General features: G+C 48.4%; 21 protein-coding genes and 2 tRNA genes. 15 read left to right on the top strand and 8 right to left on the bottom strand.

Annotated elements, in window-relative coordinates; genetic code table 11:
- Nucleotides 1-14 precede the first annotated feature (14 nt).
- From QNM19_RS22655 to cysG, 8 genes are all read right to left on the bottom strand, one after another.
- Nucleotides 15-91, bottom strand: a tRNA-Ile gene (locus QNM19_RS22655).
- Nucleotides 92-396: 305 nt separating this feature from the next.
- Nucleotides 397-762: a cupin domain-containing protein gene (locus tag QNM19_RS22650; RefSeq protein WP_049865875.1), complete on the bottom strand. Its 366-nt coding sequence runs from the start codon at nucleotides 760-762 to the stop codon at nucleotides 397-399.
- A gap of 63 nt (nucleotides 763-825) precedes the next feature.
- Nucleotides 826-1,593, bottom strand: coding sequence for a 3'(2'),5'-bisphosphate nucleotidase CysQ (gene cysQ / locus QNM19_RS22645; RefSeq protein ID WP_049865874.1), 768 nt, complete (start codon nucleotides 1,591-1,593; stop codon nucleotides 826-828).
- A gap of 15 nt (nucleotides 1,594-1,608) precedes the next feature.
- Nucleotides 1,609-2,208 carry an adenylyl-sulfate kinase gene (cysC, locus tag QNM19_RS22640; protein WP_049865873.1) on the bottom strand — a complete coding sequence of 200 codons (600 nt, stop codon included), beginning with the start codon at nucleotides 2,206-2,208 and terminating at the stop codon, nucleotides 1,609-1,611.
- Between the two features lie 12 nt (nucleotides 2,209-2,220).
- Entirely contained in the window at nucleotides 2,221-3,945 is a 1,725-nt protein-coding gene (locus QNM19_RS22635) for an SLC13 family permease (RefSeq protein ID WP_082225555.1), read from the bottom strand.
- A 33-nt stretch (nucleotides 3,946-3,978) separates the two neighbouring features.
- A complete protein-coding gene (gene cysN / locus QNM19_RS22630; RefSeq protein ID WP_049865871.1) occupies nucleotides 3,979-5,394 on the bottom strand; it encodes a sulfate adenylyltransferase subunit CysN in 1,416 nt (471 codons plus the stop codon).
- The gene (gene cysD / locus QNM19_RS22625; RefSeq protein WP_010387327.1) at nucleotides 5,394-6,293 is read right to left on the bottom strand and encodes a sulfate adenylyltransferase subunit CysD; all 900 of its coding nucleotides are present in this window, start codon (nucleotides 6,291-6,293) and stop codon (nucleotides 5,394-5,396) included. The genes cysN and cysD overlap by 1 nt, the downstream gene beginning before the upstream one ends.
- Before the next feature lie 44 nt (nucleotides 6,294-6,337).
- Entirely contained in the window at nucleotides 6,338-7,759 is a 1,422-nt protein-coding gene (gene cysG / locus QNM19_RS22620) for a siroheme synthase CysG (protein ID WP_049865870.1), read from the bottom strand.
- Nucleotides 7,760-8,211: 452 nt separating this feature from the next.
- On the opposite strand from cysG, the gene deoC reads away from it, so the two are divergent.
- The 15 genes from deoC to QNM19_RS22545 all read left to right on the top strand — a co-directional run.
- The gene (deoC, locus tag QNM19_RS22615) at nucleotides 8,212-8,958 is read left to right on the top strand and encodes a deoxyribose-phosphate aldolase (RefSeq protein WP_049865869.1); all 747 of its coding nucleotides are present in this window, start codon (nucleotides 8,212-8,214) and stop codon (nucleotides 8,956-8,958) included.
- A gap of 89 nt (nucleotides 8,959-9,047) precedes the next feature.
- Nucleotides 9,048-9,488 carry a hypothetical protein gene (locus tag QNM19_RS22610; protein ID WP_049866123.1) on the top strand — a complete coding sequence of 147 codons (441 nt, stop codon included), beginning with the start codon at nucleotides 9,048-9,050 and terminating at the stop codon, nucleotides 9,486-9,488.
- A gap of 128 nt (nucleotides 9,489-9,616) precedes the next feature.
- Nucleotides 9,617-9,693, top strand: a tRNA-Trp gene (locus tag QNM19_RS22605).
- Nucleotides 9,694-9,823: 130 nt separating this feature from the next.
- A complete protein-coding gene (gene secE, locus QNM19_RS22600; protein ID WP_010387322.1) occupies nucleotides 9,824-10,201 on the top strand; it encodes a preprotein translocase subunit SecE in 378 nt (125 codons plus the stop codon).
- A 37-nt stretch (nucleotides 10,202-10,238) separates the two neighbouring features.
- Nucleotides 10,239-10,796, top strand: coding sequence for a transcription termination/antitermination protein NusG (gene nusG, locus QNM19_RS22595; RefSeq protein ID WP_010387321.1), 558 nt, complete (start codon nucleotides 10,239-10,241; stop codon nucleotides 10,794-10,796).
- 176 nt (nucleotides 10,797-10,972) lie between these two features.
- Nucleotides 10,973-11,401, top strand: a complete 429-nt coding sequence (rplK, locus tag QNM19_RS22590; RefSeq protein ID WP_010387320.1) for a 50S ribosomal protein L11 — start codon at nucleotides 10,973-10,975, stop codon at nucleotides 11,399-11,401.
- 6 nt (nucleotides 11,402-11,407) lie between these two features.
- Nucleotides 11,408-12,112: a 50S ribosomal protein L1 gene (rplA, locus tag QNM19_RS22585; RefSeq protein WP_010387319.1), complete on the top strand. Its 705-nt coding sequence runs from the start codon at nucleotides 11,408-11,410 to the stop codon at nucleotides 12,110-12,112.
- A gap of 332 nt (nucleotides 12,113-12,444) precedes the next feature.
- The gene (gene rplJ / locus QNM19_RS22580) at nucleotides 12,445-12,939 is read left to right on the top strand and encodes a 50S ribosomal protein L10 (RefSeq protein WP_010387318.1); all 495 of its coding nucleotides are present in this window, start codon (nucleotides 12,445-12,447) and stop codon (nucleotides 12,937-12,939) included.
- A gap of 70 nt (nucleotides 12,940-13,009) precedes the next feature.
- Nucleotides 13,010-13,372: a 50S ribosomal protein L7/L12 gene (gene rplL, locus QNM19_RS22575; RefSeq protein WP_023400585.1), complete on the top strand. Its 363-nt coding sequence runs from the start codon at nucleotides 13,010-13,012 to the stop codon at nucleotides 13,370-13,372.
- Between the two features lie 264 nt (nucleotides 13,373-13,636).
- Nucleotides 13,637-17,662, top strand: coding sequence for a DNA-directed RNA polymerase subunit beta (gene rpoB / locus QNM19_RS22570; protein ID WP_010387312.1), 4,026 nt, complete (start codon nucleotides 13,637-13,639; stop codon nucleotides 17,660-17,662).
- A 96-nt stretch (nucleotides 17,663-17,758) separates the two neighbouring features.
- A complete protein-coding gene (gene rpoC, locus QNM19_RS22565; RefSeq protein WP_010387310.1) occupies nucleotides 17,759-21,940 on the top strand; it encodes a DNA-directed RNA polymerase subunit beta' in 4,182 nt (1,393 codons plus the stop codon).
- Nucleotides 21,941-22,131: 191 nt separating this feature from the next.
- Complete coding sequence (rpsL, locus tag QNM19_RS22560; protein ID WP_010387308.1) at nucleotides 22,132-22,506, top strand: 30S ribosomal protein S12; 375 nt, start codon at nucleotides 22,132-22,134, stop codon at nucleotides 22,504-22,506.
- 102 nt (nucleotides 22,507-22,608) lie between these two features.
- Nucleotides 22,609-23,079 (top strand): 30S ribosomal protein S7, encoded by a 471-nt coding sequence (gene rpsG, locus QNM19_RS22555; RefSeq protein ID WP_010387307.1) that lies wholly within the window; start codon nucleotides 22,609-22,611, stop codon nucleotides 23,077-23,079.
- Nucleotides 23,080-23,106: 27 nt separating this feature from the next.
- Complete coding sequence (fusA, locus tag QNM19_RS22550) at nucleotides 23,107-25,221, top strand: elongation factor G (RefSeq protein WP_284027244.1); 2,115 nt, start codon at nucleotides 23,107-23,109, stop codon at nucleotides 25,219-25,221.
- A gap of 57 nt (nucleotides 25,222-25,278) precedes the next feature.
- On the top strand, nucleotides 25,279-25,399 hold a 121-nt coding region (locus QNM19_RS22545), incomplete at its 3' end, for a GTP-binding protein (protein ID WP_284023005.1).

Below are 25,399 nucleotides of genomic sequence, written 5' to 3'. Positions count from 1 at the left end.
TCTCGGAGGAAAAATGGTGGCCCCACCTGGACTTGAACCAGGGACCTACCGATTATGAGTCGGGTGCTCTAACCAACTGAGCTATAGGGCCATTTTCAGATTGTAGTGCTCAATAAATTCATCCATGAAGCGAGGTCCTGTCGGCGTCCTGCCTCCACCTCAACAAGCTGCGAAGCGATGCTTCGGTCTTGTTTCGCCCAACTGAGCTATAGGGCTATTTTTTCGCGCTTTTTAGCAGAGACCTAAAAAGCGCTGGCAGTATAAAAATTTTTAACAGGCTTGTCACTAGCAAAAGAGGAAAAAGTCGCACATATCTGATTCAATTGCTTAATAAAAAGCCAAACTAGTGTGCTAAGCCTGTTTCTTTATTCGGTTCGTGCGCTTTACATCTGTGAGTTAGATCCAGACATCGTTTTGTGCGGTGAGTGAGCTGTCGGCATCTCCGGTGTTGACGACTCCTTTGGGTTCGACAATCAGTACCTGACATTCATGCTCGGCGTAGGGTTTGTGCTCTGCGCCCTTGGGCACAACCAGCATGTCACCTTCTTTCAGATGCTCTGTGCGGTCCCGAAAGGCAATCTGCATCTCGCCGGATAGCACGATGAACACTTCGTCGGTGTCGGGGTGATCGTGCCAGACAAATTCCCCCTGAAGTTTTACCAGTTTGAACTGATAGTCGTTCATTTCAGCAATGACTTTAGGGCTCCAGTGCTCTGAAAATAGCGCCAGCTTTTCGGCAAAATTGATCGTAGTGTGTGACATGGTATTTCCTTATGGTGACGGACATAAGAGAGAAGCCTTACCCGACTGGGTAAGGCTCAGAGATTAGTTGAGTCGTGAAACCACAAAATAGGGATTCAGATAGGACTCTTTTTGATTGTATAGCAGTGGGCTGCCATCCAGCTGGGTAACGGTTGCACCAGCGATCTTCGCTACTGCGTGTCCTGCACCGGTATCCCACTCACTGGTTGGGCCTAAACGCGGGTAGACATCAGCAGCACTTTCAGCGACCAGACATAGTTTTAATGAACTGCCTTTTGGCACCATGTTCACATCGTCAAACTGTGTGAGATATTCAGCTAAATCAGGCGATGGGTGAGAGCGTGAGCCAACCACCTGGATGGTGCCCTGGTTGTCTTTACGGGTGACTTTCAGCTCAATGCGTGCTTCGTCACACTCTTTAAAAGCGCCGATGCTGTTAGCGGCGAAGTAACTCACGTTCAGTGCCGGTGCATGGACCACGCCCATGACGGGTTCGCCATTTTCAATTAAGGCAATGTTGACCGTGAACTCACCGTTTTTCTTAATAAATTCCTTGGTGCCGTCGATGGGGTCGACCAGCCAGTAGCGTTGCCAGGTCTGGCGCTCCTGCCAGCTGATCTCTGCGCTTTCCTCGCTGAGGATGGGTAAATCTGGAGTAAGGGCTTTCAGACCCGCTGTGATCACGTCATTAGCGGCTAAGTCGGCGTCGGTCACCGGGCTTTTGTCGTCTTTGTACTCAACGTTAAAGTCTTTGGCATAGATAGTGAGGATCTTCTCTCCGGCGCGTCGTGCCAGATTCACTATCTCCTCGAGTAAGTCGGTGTCGTTCATGGTTTTTCCTTGGTACTACAGATGGATTATCTCGCGCTGTTGTAGATACGCTACCAGCTGTTGCACCGATTGGTCCAGACTATTTTCACCGGTATTAATGCGGATCTCCGGGTTTTTTGGTGGCTCATAGTCAGAGTCGATGCCGGTAAAGTGTTTGATCTCGCCGGCACGGGCTTTTTTATATAACCCTTTTGGATCGCGTTGTTCACACACCTCCAGCGGTGTATCCAGATACACCTCAATAAACTCGGCGTCTTCAACCAGATCACGAACCATGTCGCGCTCAGCCTGGAAGGGTGAGATAAAGGCGGTGAGGACGATCAGTCCGGCATCGACCATGAGTTTACTCAATTCACCCACGCGACGAATGTTTTCGACTCTATCTTCATCGCTGAATCCGAGGTCTTTACACAGACCATGACGCACATTGTCACCATCGAGTAAATAAGTGTGGGCACCCAGTTGCTGCAGGGCACTCTCCAGTGCGTTGGCAACGGTGCTTTTACCCGAGCCAGAATAGCCAGTAAACCACAAAATAACCGGACGGTGGCCTTTTTGTTCGCTGCGATGTGTTTTATTCACGGCATAGTTATGCCAGACAATATTCGTATCCATAATTCCTATCCACTAAAACGGGAAAACTAACGGGATCAGCGTCAGCACAGTGATCGAGTAAATGATTGAGAGCGGCAGGCCGACGGTCACATAGTCTTTGATCCGGTAATTGCCTGCACTGTATACCATCAGATTAGTCTGATAGCCAAAAGGGGAAATAAAACTGGCTGATGCGCCAAAGGCGACTGCCATTACAAAGGGTAGTGGGTTCACACCAAAACCAATCGCGAGCGCGTATGCCACAGGAAATGACAGCGCGGCGGCCGCATTGTTGGTGATCAATTCAGTGAACACCACCGTCATCACAAAAATGGCGATAAAGGCACCATATGGACCAAAGTCGCCCAGGACATAAAACAGCGCATCGGAAATCTGCCCTGCTAACCCTGTGTCTATCATCAGCTTGGCTAAGCCAATGGCACTGCCTACAATGGCGAGCAGCTCAATGGGAAAACGACGTTTCATTTCGCTGACTTTGATGGAGCCAAACAGCACCAGTCCAAGTAATAAAACCATCAGGCCTTTGACTAAAGGCACAACATCGAAGATACCCAGGCCGAGCACGGCAACAAAGGCAGCCATTACTTTATTCGATTGTGGCTGCGTTAAATGGGTTTGCAGGTCCAGGCCAGATATATAAACAAATTCGCGTTTTAGATCCGGTAGCTGATAAAAATCTCCACCAGGGGCGAGGATTAAAGAATCCCCGGCCTGTAGTTTGACCTGACCCAGGCCTCCGGGCAGGCGGTCATGACCACGACGAATGGCAATCACCGCGGCATGAAACTGTTCGCGAAAGCGGATCTCTTTGAGTGTTTTGCCTAAAAACTTAGACGACTGACTGATCACGACTTCCACCAGGTGTTCGGCATCTTTTTCATGTTTGTCATGCACCACTTGTAAGCCATCGAAGCGGCGCAATAAAGGTACAGACTTGATGTCGCCAACAAACAACAGTACATCACCTAGTTGTATTTCTTGTTGTGGTGTGACCGCACAAATGCGGCGCTCGCCGCGGATGATCTCCGCGAGGAATAAATCACGCAGATCACGCAAGCCGTTTTCTTCAACTGTCCGGCCAATCAGTTTAGAGCCCGAGGTGACTTTCCCTTCCAGGTAAAAAGGCACAACCTCTTCTTCTTTACGGCCGTGATCGGGCAAAAACTTCAGTAATAAAATGATGGTAACCAGGCCCACACCCAGCGCGCCAATACCGACCAGTGTAAAGTCAAAAAAGCCCAACGGTGCCATACCGGCTTCAATGGCGAAACCATTGACAATTAAATTGGTTGACGTGCCGATCAGGGTCAGCGTCCCACCCAGGATAGCGGTATAGGACAGTGGCAACAATAGCTTAGATGGTGAATGGGTTTTACTGTCTTTGATGGTGCTGATCAAAGACGCCACCACGGCGGTGTTGTTGGTAAAAGACGACAAAAAGGCCGTGGATAACCCCAGCTTCATGACCGAGCGTGCCAGCGAGCCGTTGGCTAGTGAACGTGCCAGGTATTGTACCAGGGTGGTTTTCTCGATGGCGATAGACACCAGGACTAGTAAAACCAGTGTGATCAGCGAAGGGTTCGCATAATTGACCAGCATGGTTTCCAGATCGATGAGCCCAGTCAGGTAAGCGCTGCTGATGGCGCCAACAAATAACCAGGCCGGGTTAAGCCGCGTGCCAAAAAGACACGCGACCAGCACGAGCATGATGCCTGTTAAGATGATCTGCTCTAGCAGCATAGATAACTCCCGTTAACAGGCATACAGCCGTTATTTCAGCTTGCTTAAATCAAGCGCTTGCCAGTGTGGGAAGTGCTTGCGAACCAGCGCATTCAACTCCAGTTCAAATTCGCTGAACTGTTGCTTTTCACTGACTTGCTCATCCAAAATGGCATCGATCATGCCTGCGCCTACGGTCAGGTTGCTCAGACGGTCAATCAGGATAAAGGCACCCGTTTCGTGGTTATCACGATATACATCGGCAGCAATGGTTTCCGTCAGCTCCAGCGTGACAATGGCAATCTCATTCAGTTGCAGGCTGTCGGCTTGGCCATGCTCCAGGGTGTTGACGTCAATCGTGTGGTCAATCTGCTTCACGATGGCAGCCGTACTCTTCGCGCCCAGCTTGAAGTTGTACGTTTTGCCCAGCACCAGAGGCGCCTCGTGCATCCATACCAGCTTGGCCTGGACCAGGTTGGTTGCCTTAGTCGATGAGTCTGCCGGGACAATCACATCACCACGACTGACATCCACTTCGTCATTCAAAGTGATGGTCAGTGCCTGACCGGTTTCAGCTTGCTCTAGGTTACCGTCGAACGTCACCAGTTCTTTGATGGTGCTGGTTTTACCCGAAGGTAAAATCTTAACCGCCTGACCAACAGTTAGCGCGCCAGAAGTCAACGTGCCCTGAAAACCACGGAAGTCCAGATTAGGGCGTACTACATACTGCACAGGGAAACGGGCTTCAAATGCACTGTTTGGTTCAGCAGCCGGAGAGTCTTCTAGTAGCGCCATCAGTGGCTGATCGGTGTAGTAAGGCGTGTGCTCAGAGCGAGTAACAACGTTGTCACCTTTCAGAGCCGAAATAGGCACAAACTTGATGTCATTAACGTCCAGTTGCTCAGCAAACTTCAGATAATCGGCTTTAATTTTCTCGAACACGGCTTCATCAAAGTCAACGATGTCCATTTTGTTGATGGCCACAACAAATTGCTTGATACCCAGAGAGTCACAGATGAAGCTGTGGCGTTTGGTCTGGATCTGTACACCATAGCGGGCATCTACCAGAATAATTGCCAGATCACTGGTGGAAGCACCCGTTACCATGTTGCGAGTATACTGTTCGTGTCCCGGTGTATCGGCGATGATGAATTTACGCTTCGCAGTTGAGAAATAGCGATACGCCACATCAATGGTGATCCCTTGCTCTCGTTCTGCCTGCAAACCATCAACCAGCAACGCAAGATCCAGTTCTTCACCAGCGTTACCGACTTTTTCATTGTCTTTGTGCAGCGCTGCCAGCTGATCTTCATAGATTTGGTGGCTGTCGTGCAGCAAACGGCCGATCAGGGTGGATTTACCGTCGTCTACACTGCCGCAGGTCATCATGCGCAACAGGCTTTTGTCCTGTTGGCGTGATAAGTAGGTTTCGATCCCCAGTTCTTTTACTTCATTTGCGGTAGACATTAGAAATACCCCTCACGTTTTTTCTTCTCCATTGACCCGGATGAATCATGGTCGATGACCCGGCCTTCACGCTCTGAAGAGGTCGATAACAACATTTCTTCGATGATCCCGGTCAGGGTGTTTGCTTCTGACTCAACTGCACCAGTCAGCGGGTAGCAGCCCAGTGTACGGAAACGTACCGACTTCATCTCAGGCACTTCACCTTCCGCCAGCGGCATGCGCTCGTCGTCAACCATGATTAACGTACCATCACGCTCAACCACAGGACGTTTCTCTGCCAGATACAACGGTACGATCTCGATGTTTTCCTGATAGATGTATTGCCAGATATCCAGCTCAGTCCAGTTTGACAGCGGGAATACACGGATACTTTCGCCCGGGTTTACCTGACCGTTGTAGGTATTCCACAGCTCAGGGCGCTGATTTTTCGGGTCCCAGCGATGGTGTTTGTCGCGGAAAGAGTAGACTCGCTCTTTCGCGCGCGATTTCTCTTCATCACGGCGCGCCCCACCAAATGCGGCATCGAAGCCGTACTTGTTTAATGCCTGTTTAAGGCCCTGGGTTTTCATGATGTCAGTGTGCTTGGCTGAGCCGTGAGTGAATGGACCAACGCCCATCTCTAACCCTTCCGGGTTTTTATGCACTATCAGGTCAAAGTTATATTCTTTGGCCAGACGATCTCGAAACTCAATCATCTCGCGGAATTTCCAGTCCGTGTCTACATGCAGCAGAGGGAAAGGGATCTTTGCCGGGAAAAACGCTTTACGTGCTAAGTGAAGGAGTACCGATGAGTCTTTACCGATGGAGTAAAGCATCACTGGGTTTTCAAACTCAGCAGCGACTTCGCGAATAATCTTTATACTTTCAGCCTCAAGTTGCTGAAGGTGAGTTAAAGCCATTGTCGTCGTCCTACTTAAATACTAAAAATAAAGTGGTTCATGCGTCAGGCGATCTTAGCGAGCGGCTGAGCGTAACTTGCAATTTGTTCTGTTTTACCAAACCAGGCCAGTTCCTGATGCAATGCAGCGACCTCGCCAATGATCAGCAATGCCGGTGACTGGATATTATTGGCTTCGATTTGCGCTGCCAGCTGGCCAAGCTCAGTAGTCACAACACGCTGCGACTTGCGGGTGCCATTTTCGACGATGGCTACCGGCGTGTGTTCACTGCGGCCATGGGCCAGTAGTTGGGCCTGAATATGCGGAGACTTAATGACTCCCATATAAATGGCCAGAGTTTGATTCGGTTTGGCCAGCGACTGCCAGTCCAGCTCCTGGCCCTCTTTTTTACAGTGTCCAGTAACAAACTGAATCGCCTGGGCGTGGTCACGGTGTGTTAGCGGAATACCTGCATAGGCACTGCATCCCGCAGCAGCTGTGATGCCCGGGACTATCTGATAGCGGATGTTAGCCGCAGCCAGTACCTGTACTTCTTCGCCACCCCGGCCATAAATAAACGGGTCGCCGCCTTTGATACGGCACACCTTTTTACCCTGCTGGGCCAGCTCAACCAACATCTGATTGGTGTCTTCTTGTTTAACACTGTGGTGTCCGGCACGTTTACCGACACAGATGAGGTCGGCATCGCGTCTGACCAGTTCCATAATTTCATCAGACACCAGGTAGTCATACACCACAACATCAGCTTGTTGCATCAATTGCAGCGCTTTGAGCGTCAGTAGTTCCGGATCGCCCGGGCCCGCGCCTACGACATAGACTTCGCCTTGTGGCTCTGCGGTGTCGTCCAGCATGTCATGTAGCTGCTGTTGTGCACCTTGTGTGTCTCCGCTTTGTACTTTACTGACGACATGAGAGTCGAATACCCGCTCCCAGAATTGACGGCGATCCGCAAAATGCTTAAAACGGCCTTTGACCTTGTCTCTGAATCCGCCAACCAGTTCAGCCAGTGGGCCGATATGTTGTGGGATCAGGGTTTCGAGCTTTTCTCTTAAACGGCGCGCCAATACAGGCGCTGTACCGGCACTGGAAATCGCAATCGTAATTGGATTGCGGTCAACGATAGACGGGAAAATAAAGCTACACTTTGGCTGGTCATCAACGACATTGACGAAAATATTGCGCGCATCCGCAGCATCTCGCACCTGTGCGTTGACGTCATCGTTGTCGGTGGCAGCAATAACCAGTGCCATGCTGTCAACGGCGTCGGCGCTAAAGTAGGCTGTCTTCAGATGCAGCTCGCCTTCTTCAGACAACTGTATGAGTTCGTTGCAGAATTCAGGGGCCAGTACAGTTACATCGGCGCGCGCTTTCAGCAGCGCGCGGATCTTTCTCAGTGCAACTTCACCGCCGCCGACGACCAGCACGGGTTTGTTGTCCAACTTGGTAAAGATAGGTAAGTACTGCACGCTGTTGCCCCTTAAACATCGTAAAACTTGATATAAGCCAACTCTGGCTTTTTCTAGAGTGGCAGAATATCCCGCGTACTGGCAGGGAAAAAATAACTTAAACCCAGTTTTTATAACTAAAAGTTATATCAAACGAAGCGAAAAGGCTTACCTCATATATATCAAGGGGTTTAGCGTGATAGCACACACTTGTTCACAGTTATAGCTATTGGTTATGAGTTATAATTTCCACAATTTAGCGTTTGGTGGGCATGTTGACTTCTCAGTGAAGCGTTATGTTTGCTGATTTTTGGCCAGATGGCAGGGGTTGCTTGGTCACATCAGACCGATGTACCTCTATAAAGATGCGGACAAATGTCCTGTGGTCAGCTAGGGCAAGCAGCTAACGTTGAGGTCCGACTCATATGATGCAGCTTGTCCAGAAGGCAGGGTGCAGTTAAAAGGAAACCAATATGAAAATGCAAGCCGTCGCACGCGAGGTGCTTGGATTAATGGATCTGACGTCGTTAAACGAGCAAGATAACGAGGCCAGCATCATTGCGTTGTTAGACAGCATTCGTCCCGAATTAGGGCTACCCGCAGCCGTATGTGTGTATCCCCAGTTTGTCGCGCTGTGCAAACAGGAATTAAGTCGTCGAGGCTGGACTGAGGTAAAGGTGGCAACTGTGACCAACTTTCCATGTGGCAAGCATTCATTGCAACAGGTGCTGACACAAACAAAAGAGGCGTTGCAGGCCGGAGCCGATGAAATTGATCTGGTGATGCCTTATCAGCAGTTACAGGCGGGTGATCCGGATACGCCTTGGCAATATGTACGCTCAAGCAAACAGTTGTGTGGCACTCAGGCTAAGTTGAAAGTGATCATTGAGTCCGGCGCCCTTGAAAATATGCAACAAATCGCGCAGGCCAGCGATGTCGCGATTCTGGCCGGTGCCGACTTCATCAAAACCAGTACCGGTAAGGTGCCGGTAAACGCCACACTGGAGGCAACCAGAGTCATGCTGGAGCAGATCCATATGTCGGGTAAAGCGGTTGGCTTTAAAGCCGCCGGTGGGGTTAAAAGTGTTGAGCAAGCAAGTGATTACTTACAACTTGCAAAAGAAGTAATGGGTGATAACTGGCTTACCGCCGAGCATTTTCGGTTTGGCGCGTCGAGCTTGTTGCAAGATGTCCATCGGCAGCTGGACAGTGCAGACTAGCGGAGAGTAGTGTGAAACATGAGCAGGCAGTAGTACGTGACAGTGAGCGGGAAAAACTGCAGCTGGAGCATGGCGCTGCCAAATTGTTCATGCGCAGTTATGAGCGGCTGACTCACACGCCGATGCGTCACATCTGGCATAACCAACCTGCCAAACCTGATGTCAGCTGTTACCTGGCACAGTCGCGCCTGGATATAGAAGTGGCACATCTTTATGCCAGTGAAACGGAAGCCATGGCCGTGCTTGGCCGTCCTTTATCACTCACCATGCAGCGCGAACTGGCTTTGATGGCACAGGCTTCGAGTGCACAGCGGTTGGCTACAGGCCTTGCTCGCCTACTTAAACAAAAGGCGGGCAAACATTACCACTCTCAGCGCGTCTGGCTGTTGATCCGCAATGCCAGTCCGATGTGGCATCGGGCTGATTTTGAAAGTGTACTAGCGCACCTGGTGGTGCCAGATTCACACCCTTTCGAGCAGATATGGCTGTTGTGTGACTTCTTCTATGGCGATCCTCTGCGCTTGTATTAACTGAGAAACTTCTCCACAGCGAGCCCCAGTATGGGTTTCGCCTGGCTGAAATTGGCACAAATACCGCTTTGCGCATCTTTTACTCTTGTTTTCAGTTTGTTCGTCAGTATAATGGGCATCCACTTTGCAGGGGCGTAGTTCCAATTGGTAGAACAGCGGTCTCCAAAACCGATGGTTGCGGGTTCGAGTCCTGCCGCCCCTGCCACTCTTATAATCAGTCCAAATCTAAAATAATGGGTCTTATCATCACCGCTTATTTGTAAATTTGGATTGAAATGGATTAACCCTGTTTTTATGCAGGGTTGTTGTGTCTGTATTTAAGGTAAAAATAAATTATGAGCACTAATGTTGAAAACCCGTCTAGCTCGATGGACACGGTAAAGTGGATGTTGGCAGTCGTTTTACTGGCTGGCGCAGTTGTTGGTAACTACATGTATGCTGATATCTCAGTATTGACGCGCGCAATTGGCGTTGTGGTCGCTGTGGGTGCAGCATTGGGTATTGCCGCAACAACTGAGAAAGGGCGTACCTTTATCGCTTTTGCCAAAGAGTCTAGAATTGAGGTTCGCAAGGTAGTTTGGCCAACGCGTCAGGAAACAACACACACGACCTTTATCGTAATGGCTGCAACAGTAGTAATGGCACTGATCCTGTGGGGATTAGATGGCATTCTGTTTCGTGCAGTTGGCTATTTAACCGGTTTGGCCTCGTAACAGGTTAGCGTTTTAACTGGATTGGAGATCTGATCCCATGTCGGATGAGAACAAAGAAAAGAAATTACGTTGGTACGTAATTCAGGCGTTTTCAGGTTTTGAAAAGCGCGTCGCTCAAACTATTCTTGAGCACATTAAAATCGAAGGTCTGGAAGACTACTTCGGTGAAGTACTGGTCCCAACTGAAGAAGTTGTGGAAATGCGTGCCGGACAAAAACGTAAGTCTGAACGTAAATTCTTCCCGGGCTATGTGTTAGTTGAAATGGTGATGGATGATGCATCCTGGCACCTGGTGAACAGCACACCACGCGTGATGGGCTTTGTGGGTGGTACGTCAGATCGTCCAGCACCAATTAGCAAAAAAGAAGCAGATCGGATCCTTAACCGTCTGCAGGAAAATGCAGAAGCACCTAAGCCGGCAACCTTGTTCGAGCCTGGCGAAGTGGTCCGTGTTATCGATGGTCCATTTGCGGACTTTAATGGTGTTGTAGAAGAGGTGGATTACGAGAAGAGCCGCCTGAAAGTGTCAGTGCTGATCTTCGGCCGTTCTACGCCGGTTGACCTGGAATTTGGACAGGTTGAACAAGATAAGTAATTTTGTTGTTTAAAACAGCAAAAGTTATTGCCAAAGGCCGCTGGTTAATCTATAATCAGCGGCCTTTTTGTATGTCATTACTATGACGCACAAAAAGACAGTTTTTTAATTGGGAAGCCGTCTGAGTACGCGTCCTCGCGCGCACAAGGCTAAGACCCACATAACGAGGTATTATCATGGCTAAAAAAGTTGAAGCTTTAATCAAGCTACAAGTTGCTGCTGGTATGGCTAATCCTAGTCCTCCAGTAGGTCCTGCACTAGGTCAACACGGTGTAAACATCATGGAATTCTGTAAAGCGTTCAACGCACGTACAGAGTCTATCGAGAAAGGCGCACCGGTTCCTGTAATCATTTCTGTTTACAACGACCGTTCTTTCACTTTCGACATGAAAACTCCACCTGCTTCTTACCTTCTTAAGAAAGCAGCTGGTATCAAGTCTGGTTCTGGCCGTCCTAACACTGAGAAAGTGGGTACTGTTACTCGCGCTCAGCTTGAAGAGATCGTTGAGACTAAACGTCCGGATCTTACTGCTGCTGATATGGACGCAGCTGTACGCACGATCGCAGGTTCTGCACGTGCAATGGGCTTGAACGTAGAGGGGTAATTGAGAATGGCTAAATTAACTAAGCGTATGCGTACTATCCGCGAAAAAGTGGATGTTACTAAAGAATACGAAATCAACGAAGCTGTTGCTCTTCTTAAAGAACTGGCTACTGCTAAGTTCGTTGAAAGTGTAGACGTTGCTGTAAACCTGGGTATCGATGCTCGTAAATCTGACCAAAACGTACGTGGTGCAACTGTACTACCTCACGGTACTGGTCGTGAAGTACGCGTAGCGGTATTCACTCAAGGTGCAAACGCTGACGCAGCAAAAGAAGCTGGCGCTGATCTGGTAGGCATGGAAGACCTTGCTGAACAGGTTAAGAAAGGCGAAATGAACTTCGACGTAGTTGTTGCTTCTCCGGATGCAATGCGCGTTGTTGGTCAACTAGGTCAAATCCTAGGTCCACGTGGCCTTATGCCTAACCCTAAGACTGGTACTGTTACACCTAACGTTGCAGAAGCAGTTAAAAACGCGAAAGCGGGTCAGGTTCGCTACCGTAACGACAAAAACGGCATCATCCACACCACTATCGGTAAGGTTGATTTCGACGCGAACCAGCTTCAGGAAAACCTGGAAGCACTTATCGTTGCGCTTAAGAAGGCTAAGCCTTCACAAGCAAAAGGTACTTACGTGAAGAAAGTAAGCATCTCAACGACTATGGGCGCGGGTGTTGCTGTAGACCAAGCTACTCTAAACACGCAAGTGGCTTAATTTAGAGATAAGCGTTTACATGGCGTAAAAATTAGACTATAATTTTGCGCCCTTTCGTTGAGAGCTAAGCTCTAAACGAAGCAAAGAATTCGGGTTGAAGCGCATAATTTCGGCACTTTGCAGACTTTATAGTCTACAATGATCCGATAAATTGCGTTTCCGTCCAAGACCGTAGGTGTAACCTAGTTACTTAATTCCCTACGTAGACGGTGTGAATCCCAGCTAGATTTTCCTAATCTTCTGGTTCTCGCCGTAAAAAGCAGCTCAAAGTCGTAAGACGATGAGTAAAGTAGAACTGGGACATGTTCCCATCATAACCAGGAGTAACACCCATGGCTTTAAATCTTCAAGACAAAAAAGCAATTGTTGCTGAAGTCAACGAAGCTGCCAAAGGTGCTCTGTCTGCAGTTGTTGCAGATTCTCGTGGTGTAACAGTAGATGCGATCACTGCACTTCGTAAAGAAGCTCGTGAAGCAGGCGTATGGATGAAAGTTGTCCGTAACACCCTAGCTAAGCGCGCTGTAGAAGGTACTGACTATGAGTGCCTTAACGAATCGCTAGTGGGCCCAAGCCTAATCGCTTTCTCTTCAGAGCATCCAGGTGCTGCAGCTCGTATCTTCGCTGATTTCGCGAAGAAGAACGAGTTGTTCGAACTGAAAGCGGCTGCATTTGAAGGCAATGTTGTAGACGTAGACATGCTAGCTAAGCTGCCTACTTACGACGAAGCTGTTGCACGCCTAATGAGCGCTATGAAAGAAGCGTCAGCTGGTAAATTGTGTAAAACAATTGAAGCTGTACGTGTTCAGAAAGCTGAAGCAGCTGCTTAATAGCACGCTTCTTACTTTCACAAATAAATTTTTAGAACCCCATGGTTCGTGATTAATTAGGAAACTTAAAATGTCTGTAACTAAAGACCAAATCCTTGACGCGATTGCTGAAATGTCAGTAATGGAAGTTGTTGAACTAGTTGAAGCAATGGAAGAAAAATTCGGTGTAACTGCAGCTGCTGCTGTTGTTGCTGCTGGTCCTGCTGAAGCTGCTGAAGAGAAGACTGAGTTCGACGTAATCCTAGCTGGCGCTGGCGGTAACAAAGTTGCTGCTATCAAAGCTGTACGTGGTGCAACTGGTCTTGGCCTTAAAGAAGCAAAAGCTCTTGTTGAGTCTGCTCCTGCGCCAATCAAAGAAGCTGTTTCTAAAGAAGAAGCTGAAGCACTTAAGAAAGATCTTGAAGAAGCTGGTGCTGAAGTTGAGATCAAGTAATCTGGCATTTGCTAGGTTCGCTGCCTGAGCAATCAGGCAAGGGCTGGTGATTATTTAATCACCGGCCCTTTTGCGCTATAGAGCGACGCTTTCCTGTTGCGCAATAAATTCCTATGTTTTTCTTATTTTTCAATCTGTTAGAAGTATTTTGAAAGTGAGTGACTCATAGGACGACAATTAGATGTTGTTATCATGGCTTAGATGCCAATGAAGTCTGTTCTCCATGAACAGGTTGGGTCAAAGATCAGCAAGCTGAGGAACCCCATGGCTTACTCTTATTCTGAAAAGAAACGTATCCGTAAGGATTTTGGTAAACGTCCACAAGTTTTGGACATACCTTTCCTTTTGCAAACGCAGTTGGAATCGTTCAAAAAGTTCATTACACCGGACGCGGATGGTGATACCGGACTGGAAGCGGCATTCCGTTCTGTGTTCCCGATCAAAAGCTACTCGGGCAATTCTGAGCTTCAATACGTTAGCTACCGTATTGGAGAGCCAGTATTCGATGTAAAAGAATGTCAAATTCGCGGTGTGACTTTTTCTGCTCCACTTCGCGTAAAACTTCGTCTTGTGCTAATGGACAAAGAAGCACCAGGCACAGTTAAAGACATTAAAGAGCAAGAAGTTTACATGGGCGAAATCCCGCTCATGACTGACACAGGTACTTTTGTTATCAATGGTACTGAACGTGTTATCGTTTCTCAGCTACACCGTTCACCTGGTGTATTCTTTGATAACGACCGTGGTAAATCACACTCGTCGGGTAAAGTACTATATAACGCACGCGTGATCCCTTACCGTGGTTCGTGGTTAGACTTTGAATTCGATGTAAAAGATAACCTGTTTGTACGTATCGACCGTCGTCGTAAACTGCCTGCGTCAATCATTCTACGTGCCCTTGAATTCTCAACAGAAGAAATTCTAGGTATGTTCTTCGAAACGACTGCGTTCGAAGTGACTAACGGCAAAGTGATGATGGAATTGGTACCATCTCGACTACGTGGTGAAACCGCTGCTTTTGATATCAAAGATGCAGACGGTGAAGTCCTGGTTGAGCAGGGTCGCCGTATCACAGCCCGTCATATAAAAACAATCGAGAAAAAGGGCATTGACCAGTTAGAAGTACCGCATGAGTACATCATTGGTCGCGTGGTTGCGAGAAACTACATCGATGAATCAACTGGCGAGATCATTGCTGAAGCGAATGCTGAGCTGTCTCTAGAGTTGATGGCCGAGCTGGTTAAAGCAGGTCACACAAAAATCGACACCCTGTACATCAATGATGTAGACAGCGGTGCTTACATGTCAGAAACCGTTCGCATCGACAGCACGGCAAACCGTCTGGAAGCACTGGTAGAAATCTACCGCATGATGCGCCCGGGTGAGCCACCAACAAAAGAAGCAGCAGAAGCCTTATTCGACAATCTGTTCTTCTCTGACGAGCGTTATGACTTGTCAACGGTTGGTCGTATGAAGTTCAACAGCCGTGTTGGTTATGATACTGACACAGGTCCTGGCACGCTGAGCAAAGAAGACATTGTTAGCGTGATGAAGGTGTTGATCGACATCCGTAACGGTAAAGGCGATGTGGACGATATCGACCACTTAGGTAACCGTCGTATCCGTTCTGTAGGTGAAATGGCAGAAAACCAGTTCCGCGTTGGTTTAGTACGTGTTGAACGTGCTGTACGTGAGCGTTTGAGCTTGGGTGATCTGGACAATGTAATGCCTCAGGATCTGATCAACGCTAAGCCAATTTCTGCTGCCGTTAAAGAATTCTTTGGTTCTTCACAGCTGTCTCAGTTCATGGACCAGAACAACCCGCTGTCAGAAGTAACGCATAAGCGTCGTATTTCTGCACTTGGTCCGGGTGGTCTGACTCGTGAGCGTGCTGGCTTCGAGGTTCGAGACGTACACGTAACGCACTACGGTCGTGTTTGTCCAATCGAAACGCCTGAAGGTCCAAACATCGGTCTGATCAACTCATTGTCTACGTACGCACGTACCAACGATTATGGTTTCCTTGAAACACCATATCGTAAAGTGGTTGATGGCGTTGTAACGGATGACGTTGATTACCTGTCTGCAATTGAAGAAGGTCAGTTCGTAATCGCACAGGCGAACACTAACCTGACTGAAGAAAACCAGTTTGCAGAAGAACTGATCCCATGTCGTTATAAAGGTGAATCAACCTTTATGCCAAGCGACAGCATCCAGTATATGGATGTATCTCCACAGCAGGTTATCTCTGTGGCAGCGGCACTTATCCCATTCCTTGAACACGATGATGCGAACCGTGCATTGATGGGATCGAACATGCAACGTCAGGCTGTACCAACACTGCGCGCAGACAAGCCGCTGGTAGGTACAGGTATTGAACGTACGCTGGCAAAAGACTCTGGTGTAACCATTGTTGCTAAGCGTGGCGGTGTGGTGAAGTATGCTGATGCAAGCCGTATCGTTGTAAACGTGAACGAAGAAGAGCGCGTACCTGGTGAAGCGGGTATCGACATCTACAACCTGACGAAATACACCCGTTCTAACCAGAACACCTGTATCAACCAAAAACCAACTTGTATGGTTGGTGAGCCGGTTGTCCGTGGTGACGTTCTGGCGGATGGTCCTTCGACTGACCTGGGCGACCTGGCTCTTGGTCAAAACCTGCGCGTGGCATTCATGCCGTGGAATGGTTACAACTTCGAGGATTCAATCCTACTTTCAGAGCGTGTAGTTCAGGAAGATCGTCTAACTACGATCCACATCCAGGAACTCCAGTGTATTGCTCGTGATACTAAGCTTGGTCCAGAAGAGATCACAGCGGATATCCCGAATGTTGGTGAGTCTGCGCTAGGCAAGCTGGACGAATCAGGTGTTGTATACATCGGTGCTGAAGTAAAAGGCGGCGATATCCTGGTTGGTAAAGTAACGCCGAAAGGTGAAACGCAGCTGACGCCTGAAGAAAAGCTACTACGTGCGATTTTCGGTGAAAAAGCGTCTGACGTGAAAGACAGCTCGCTACGTGTACCTAACTCTGTATCTGGTACGGTTATCGACGTTCAGGTCTTTACCCGTGATGGCGTAGAGAAAGACAAGCGTGCACTGGAAGTTGAAGACATGCAGCTTCGCGAAGCGAAGAAAGACTTCAACGAAGAGTTCCGTATCCTTGAAGGTGGTATTCTGACTCGTGCGCGTGATCTGTTGGTACGTGCTGGTTTGAGCGAAGACAAGATCGCAGATCTGAACGCTGAAAAGCTACTAACGCAAAGCCTGGCTGACGAAGAGCAGCAAGCTGAACTAGAGCAACTGGCTGCGCAGTACGACGAGCTGAAAGCAGAATACGATAAGAAGTTTGAAAACAAACGTCGCAAGATCACCCAAGGTGATGATCTGGCGCCGGGCGTACTGAAGATCGTTAAGGTTTACCTGGCTGTTAAGCGTCGCATCCAACCGGGTGATAAGATGGCTGGTCGTCACGGTAACAAGGGTGTTATCTCTACTATCGTGCCTGTTGAAGACATGCCTTACGATGAAAAAGGTCGTACGGTAGACATCGTTCTGAACCCGCTGGGTGTACCATCGCGGATGAACATCGGTCAGATCCTTGAAACTCACATGGGTCTTGCTGCACGCGGTATCGGTGAGCGCATTGAAGACATGATGAAAGAGCAACGTGAACTGCACGAAATGCGCGATTTCATCAAGCAAGCCTACGAAATCGGTGATTGCCGTCAGAAAGTTGATATTGCTAACTTCTCTGATGATGAGATCCGTCGTCTGGCACACAACCTGAAAGGTGGTCTGCCAATCGCAACGCCAGCATTTGACGGTGCACGCGAAGCTGAAATCAAAGACATGCTAGAGCTGGGTGGTTATCCAAGAAGTGGTCAGGTAACGCTATATGATGGTCGTACTGGTGATGCATTTGAGCGTCAGGTAACAGTTGGCTACATGTACATGCTGAAACTGAACCACCTTGTTGATGACAAGATGCACGCACGTTCTACCGGTTCTTACAGCCTGGTTACTCAGCAGCCGCTGGGTGGTAAGGCACAGTTCGGTGGTCAGCGTTTCGGTGAGATGGAGGTATGGGCACTTGAAGCATACGGTGCTGCCTACACGCTACAGGAAATGTTGACAGTTAAGTCGGATGACGTAAACGGCCGTACTAAGATGTATAAGAACATCGTAGACGGCAACCATAAGATGGAACCGGGCATGCCGGAATCATTCAACGTATTGTTGAAAGAGATCCGCTCGCTGGGTATCAACATCGAATTGGAAGAAAGTTGATCCGCCGGGCCACATAAGTGGCCCAGACCGGACTGAAAAGAATGAAGGGGCGAGCCCAGGCTTGCCCTCAAGATTAACTCCGACAGGAGAGCTAAGGTGAAAGACTTACTTAAGTTTCTGAAGCAACAAAATAAGACCGAAGAATTCGATGCAATTCGTATTGGTCTTGCTTCGCCGGACATGGTGCGTTCATGGTCTTACGGTGAGGTAAAGAAACCTGAGACAATTAACTACCGTACTTTCAAGCCTGAGCGTGACGGCTTATTCTGTGCCCGTATCTTCGGCCCAGTAAAAGATTATGAGTGTTTGTGTGGTAAGTACAAGCGCTTAAAGCACCGTGGTGTGATCTGTGAGAAGTGTGGCGTTGAAGTTACACTGACTAAAGTACGCCGTGACCGCATGGGTCACATTGAGCTGGCTAGTCCAGTTGCACACATTTGGTTCCTTAAATCATTGCCGTCTCGTATCGGCCTGATGCTGGACATGACGCTTCGTGATATCGAGCGTGTACTTTACTTCGAATCATTCGTAGTAACTGAACCTGGCATGACAACGCTTGAGCGTGGTCAGCTATTAGGTGAAGAAGAGTACCTTGATGCACTGGAAGAGCACGGTGATGAATTCGAAGCGAAGATGGGTGCCGAAGCGGTACTTGATCTGCTACGTGATTTGGACCTGGGTCAGCTAATCGCTGAAATGCGTGAAGAGCTGCCGACTATCAACTCTGAAACTAAGCGTAAGAAAATTACTAAGCGTCTTAAGTTGATGGAAGCATTCCACCAGTCAGGTAACAACCCTGAGTGGATGGTAATGAGCGTACTACCAGTTCTGCCACCTGATCTACGTCCACTTGTACCACTGGATGGTGGTCGTTTTGCGACATCTGATCTGAACGATTTATACCGTCGTGTTATCAACCGTAACAACCGTCTTAAGCGTCTACTTGACCTAGCGGCACCAGACATCATCGTACGTAACGAAAAGCGTATGTTGCAAGAAGCGGTGGATGCACTATTAGATAACGGTCGTCGTGGCCGTGCGATCACTGGTTCTAACAAGCGTCCTCTGAAGTCGCTTGCAGACATGATCAAAGGTAAGCAAGGTCGTTTCCGTCAAAACCTGCTAGGTAAGCGTGTAGACTACTCTGGCCGTTCTGTAATCACAGTTGGTCCTACACTGAAACTACATCAGTGTGGTCTGCCTAAGAAAATGGCACTTGAGCTATTCAAGCCATTCATCTACGGCAAACTAGAGCGCCGCGGCATGGCGACTACCATCAAAGCTGCGAAGAAGATGGTAGAGCGCGAAGTACCAGAGGTTTGGGACGTACTTGACGAAGTGATCCGTGAGCACCCGGTTCTACTGAACCGTGCACCAACACTTCACAGACTAGGTATCCAGGCGTTTGAACCGGTACTAATCGAAGGTAAAGCAATCCACCTGCACCCGCTAGTGTGTGCGGCGTATAACGCTGACTTCGATGGTGACCAAATGGCGGTACACGTACCGTTGACACTGGAAGCACAGCTTGAAGCACGTGCGCTAATGATGTCGACCAACAACATCCTGTCTCCTGCGAACGGTGAGCCAATCATCGTACCTTCACAGGACGTTGTATTGGGTCTGTACTACATGACGCGTGACCGCATCAATGCAAAAGGTGAAGGCATTGTCTTCAAAGATGCGAAAGAAGCTGAAAAAGCATACCGTACTGGCGCTGCAGAACTACACGCACGCGTAAAAGTACGTATTGCAGAAGTACACATTGATGGCGAAACAGGCGAACGCAAAGACGTGACTGAAGTGGTTGAAACCACGGTAGGTCGTGCCATCCTGTCTTTGATCATGCCGACTGGCCTGCCGTTTGAACTAATCAACCGTGCGCTAGGTAAAAAGCAGATCTCTGGCCTGTTGAACGAGTGTTATCGTCGTCTGGGTCTGAAAGATACCGTTATCTTTGCTGACCAGGTGATGTACACCGGTTTCCACTACGCGATGAAGTCGGGTGTTTCTATCGGTATCAACGATATGGAAATCCCACCAACTAAAACGGGCATCATCGAAGCGGCAGAAGCTGAAGTTACAGAAATTAACCAGCAATTCCAGTCTGGTCTTGTAACTGCGGGTGAGAAATACAACAAAGTTATCGATATCTGGTCACGTGTTAATGAAAACTTATCACGCGAGATGATGGCGAACTTGTCGAAAGACACGGTTGTGAATGCGCAGGGTGAAGAAGAAGAGCAAGATTCTTTCAACTCAGTATTCATGATGGCCGACTCGGGCGCACGTGGTAGTGCTGCTCAGATCCGTCAGCTAGCCGGTATGCGTGGTCTGATGGCACGTCCGGATGGTTCAATCATCGAAACACCTATTACAGCAAACTTCCGTGAAGGTCTGAACGTACTACAGTACTTCATCTCGACGCACGGTGCGCGTAAAGGTCTAGCGGATACCGCACTTAAGACAGCGAACTCTGGTTACCTGACTCGTCGTCTGGTAGACGTTGCACAAGACTTGGTCATCAACGAAACAGATTGTGGTACCCTTGAAGGGACTGTGATGAAGCCGCTGATTGAAGGTGGTGACGTTGTAGAGCCATTGCGTGAGCGTGTATTAGGTCGTGTTGTAGCAGAAGACGTGGTTATCCCTGGCACTGACGAAGTGCTGGTTGAACGCAACGTGATGCTTGATGAGAAGCTGTGTGACCTGTTAGAAGAGCACTCAGTGGACGAAGTAAAAGTACGTTCAGTTATCACCTGTGAAAACGACTTTGGTGTGTGTGCTAAGTGTTACGGTCGTGACCTTGCACGTGGCCACATCATTAACGCGGGTGAGTCTGTCGGTGTTATCGCGGCACAGTCAATCGGTGAGCCGGGTACACAGCTTACGATGCGTACCTTCCACATCGGTGGTGCGGCATCTCGAGCGTCTGCAGAAAACAGCGTTCAGGTTAAGAACAACGGTAGCATGAAGCTGCACAATGCGAAGTTCGTAATCAATACCGACGGCAAGATCGTGATCACCTCACGTTCAACCGAAATTACGGTTATTGACGAACAAGGCCGTGAGAAAGAGCGCTATAAAGTGCCTTACGGTGCCGTATTGTCAGTGAGTGATGGTGCAGAAGTGAAAGGTAACGACATTGTCGCGACCTGGGACCCGCATAGTCACCCAATCATCATCGAGCACGAGTCTAAAGTATCGTTCAGCGACATCGACGATTCTAACACTGAAGCACAAACAGATGAGCTAACTGGTCTGACGCGTGTGGTTGTTAAAGACCTTGCTAAGGTGAATGCAAAAGAGCCTAAGCTGATCATTGAAAATGAAGAGCGTGGCCTGCAGGAAATTCGTCTGCCTTCGTTTACCACCATCGAAATCACAGATGGTGCAACGGCACAGCCGGGTGACGTTCTGGCACGTATTCCGCAAGAAGGTTCGAAGACTCGTGATATCACGGGTGGTCTACCTCGAGTTGCTGACTTGTTTGAAGCGCGTAAGCCGAAAGATCCAGCAATCCTGGCAGAAATCACAGGTACCGTTAGCTTTGGTAAAGAAACCAAAGGTAAGAAGCGCCTGGTGATTACACCGGAAGAGGGTGATGCATACGAAGAAATGATCCCGAAATGGCGTCAGCTGAACGTGTTCGAGGGTGAGCAGGTATCAAAAGGTGAAGTTATCGCCGATGGTCCTGAATCTCCGCACGACATCTTACGTCTGCGTGGTGTGACTGACGTATCTAACTACATCGTAAACGAAGTACAAGAAGTATATCGTCTACAGGGTGTAAAGATTAACGACAAGCACATCGAAACCATCATTCGTCAGATGCTACGTAAATGTATCATCCTTGATGGTGGTGACAGTGAGTTCCTGGCAGGCGAACAAGCCGAAGTGGCGCGCGTTAATATCGCAAACCGTGAGCTAGAGAAACAAGGTAAGATCCCAGCGAAGTTCGAAATTCAGCTGATGGGTATTACTAAAGCCTCACTGGCAACAGAGTCTTTCATCTCTGCAGCCTCGTTCCAGGAGACGACACGTGTCCTGACTGAAGCCGCAGTAAATGGTAAGAGTGATGAGCTTCGTGGTCTGAAAGAAAACGTTATCGTGGGTCGTCTGATCCCAGCGGGTACCGGTTTCTCTTACCACTTAGATCGCATCAACCGTCGTAAGCAAAATGAAGCTGCAGTTGAAGAGCAAACTGTAAGTGCTGAAGAAGCATCTCAGGCACTGACAGACGCACTAAATGCAGACTTGCTTGGTGGCCAAGACTAAAATTGACGAAAAACACGTCAATTGCAATAAAAAGGCAGCTTTAACGCTGCCTTTTTAGTTGTTTTGGTTGACAGGTTAAACTTTGCTCATTAAAATTCCGCCACCCATTTATTCGTTCGAATAACAGAACGCTTAAATTGGCGAAATTTGATTTTTTCAGTAGTAATTTTTATTAATTCAGGAGCTATTTAATGGCAACTATTAACCAGCTAGTACGTAAGCCACGTCGCAGCAAGGTTACTAAGAGCAACTCAGCTGCTCTTAAAGCTTGTCCTCAAAAGCGTGGTGTATGTACTCGTGTATATACAACTACACCTAAGAAGCCAAACTCTGCACTACGTAAAGTAGCGCGTGTTCGTCTAACGAACGGCTTCGAAGTAACATCTTACATTGGTGGTGAAGGCCACAACTTGCAAGAGCACAGTGTTATCCTAATCCGTGGTGGTCGTGTTAAAGACTTACCAGGTGTGCGTTTCCACACAGTACGTGGCGCGCTGGACTGTGCTGGCGTAAATGACCGTAAACAAGGTCGTTCTAAGTACGGTGCAAAACGTCCTAAGGGCTAATGGTTCTCCGTTAGTAAGGCCAAGCACTTAAGTTTTAATTTATATATTTTGTTTTGGGAATTCGTCGTAGTAAGACGAACCTGAAGATACCGGAGAAAGAAAATGCCTAGAAGACGCGTAATAGGTCAACGTAAAATTCTTCCAGATCCGAAGTTCGGATCAGAGCTTCTTGCTAAATTCGTTAACGTAGTAATGCTTGACGGTAAGAAGTCTACTGCTGAAAAAATCGTATATGGTGCGCTAGACGTGGCTGCTGAAAAATCAGGCAAGTCGCACCTAGAAATCTTCGAGTCTGCACTTGAGAACGTACGTCCACAGGTTGAGGTTAAATCTCGCCGTGTTGGTGGTTCTACGTACCAGGTACCAGTTGAAGTACGTCCAGTTCGTCGCAACGCACTAGGTATGCGTTGGTTGGTTGAAGCTGCACGTAAGCGTGGCGAGAAGTCAATGGGCCTTCGTCTGGCTCAAGAGATGATCGACGCTGCTGACAACAAAGGCACTGCGGTTAAGAAACGTGAAGACGTTCACCGTATGGCTGAAGCGAACAAAGCATTCGCTCACTACCGTTGGTAATCTGCCCAAGACCTTTAAGAGGATAATATGGCACGTACAACTCCTATTGAGCGTTACCGTAATATCGGTATTTGTGCTCACGTAGATGCGGGGAAAACCACCACTACGGAACGTGTACTTTATTACACGGGCCTGTCTCACAAAATTGGTGAGGTGCATGATGGTGCCGCAACTATGGACTGGATGGAGCAGGAGCAGGAGCGTGGTATTACCATCACTTCTGCTGCGACCACGTGTTTCTGGAAAGGGATGGATGCTCAGTTTGATGAGCATCGTATAAACATCATCGATACTCCCGGACACGTAGACTTCACCATCGAAGTAGAACGTTCATTACGTGTACTAGATGGCGCTGTAGTCGTATTATGTGCTTCATCAGGTGTACAACCACAAACGGAAACCGTTTGGCGTCAGGCGAACAAGTACGAAGTACCTCGCATGATTTTCGTCAACAAAATGGACCGTACCGGTGCAGACTTTCTGGCCGTTGTGGATCAGGTGAAAAAGCGTCTTGGCGCTGCACCTGTGCCAATTCAGTTACCAATTGGTGCTGAAGATGAATTTAAAGGTGTTATCGATCTCATCAAGATGAAAGCCATTAACTGGAATGCTGAAGACCAGGGTATGACGTTCAACTATGAAGAGATCCCGGCAGAGCTTCAGGAGCTGGCAGAAGAGTGGCGCGCAGAGCTACTCGAATCTGCCGCAGAAGCGTCTGAAGAGCTAATGGACAAATATCTTGAAGAAGGTGAACTGAGCGAGGCCGAAATTAAGGCCGCGATCCGTCAGCGTACATTGAACAATGAAATTGTGCCAATGAGCTGTGGTAGTGCATTCAAGAACAAAGGTGTTCAGGCTGTGCTTGATGCCGTGATTGAATACATGCCGTCTCCAACAGAGGTTAAAGAGATCCAGGGTATCCTGGATGATGAAAGCGAAGCAACGCGTCCCGCGGACGATGATGCGCCGTTTTCTGCTCTGGCGTTCAAAATCGCCACCGACCCATTTGTTGGTACGCTTACCTTCTTCCGAGTTTATTCCGGCACAGTAGGTCAGGGTGACTCGGTTTATAACCCAGTTAAAGGCAAAAAAGAGCGCTTTGGACGTATCGTTCAGATGCACTCTAACTCGCGTGAAGAGATCAAAGAAGTTCGCGCCGGGGACATTGCCGCTGCAATTGGTATGAAGGACGTCACCACAGGTGACACGCTTTGTGCTCATGAAGCTGTTATCACGTTAGAGCGTATGGAATTTCCAGAGCCTGTGATTTCAGTTGCAGTAGAGCCTAAGACCGTTGCTGACCAAGAAAAAATGGGTATCGCGCTAGGTAAGCTGGCTGCGGAAGACCCGTCTTTCAGAGTTGAAACCGACGAAGAATCAGGCCAAACCATTATTTCAGGTATGGGTGAACTCCACCTGGATATCATCGTAGATCGTATGAAGCGTGAATTCAGTGTTGAATGTAACGTAGGTAAGCCTCAAGTTGCTTATCGTGAAACGATCCGCGGTTCGGTTGAAGCCGAAGGTAAATTCGTACGTCAATCAGGCGGACGCGGCCAATATGGTCACGTTTGGTTGAAGCTCGAACCTATGGAAGTTGCTGATGAAGACGCACCAATTTACGAATTCGTTAATGAAATCGTAGGTGGTGTGGTACCTAAGGAATACATTCCTGCGGTTGACAAAGGCATCCAGGAACAGATGAAGCAAGGTGTTCTTGCTGGTTATCCTATGCTGGGTGTGAAAGCTACCTTGTTTGATGGCTCATTCCATGATGTTGACTCAAACGAGATGGCGTTTAAGATTGCCGGCGCAATGGGCTTTAAGAAGGGCGCGCTTGATGCGCAGCCAGTGATTCTTGAACCCGTTATGAAGGTAGAAGTCACCACCCCTGAAGCAAACATGGGTGATGTCGTTGGCGACCTGAACCGTCGTCGAGGCATAATCGAAGGTATGGACGACTCATTTGGTGGTCTGAAGCAAGTTAATGCTCAGGTCCCACTGTCTGAAATGTTTGGTTATGCAACTGATCTTCGTTCTGCAACACAAGGTCGAGCTTCGTACTCAATGGAATTTTCCAAGTACGCAGAAGCGGCGAAAAACGTTGCTGACGCAATTATTGCAGCTCGCGCTGTTAAGTAATTTTAGTTCGGTCCGGTCTTAGGGCTGGACTTTAATTTCTTTATAGGAATTTTTAAAATGGCAAAAGAAAAGTTTGAACGTTCGAAACCGCACGTTAACGTTGGTACTATCGGCCACGTTGACCACGGTAAAACTACCCTAACTGCAGCAATCACTAACGTACTTGCAAAAGTATACG

The organism is Pseudoalteromonas ardens, from assembly GCF_030125445.1.
Lineage (GTDB): Bacteria > Pseudomonadota > Gammaproteobacteria > Enterobacterales > Alteromonadaceae > Pseudoalteromonas > Pseudoalteromonas ardens.
The sequence above is the reverse complement of the archived record's forward strand: the minus strand, read 5'-3'. Positions and strand labels throughout refer to the sequence as shown.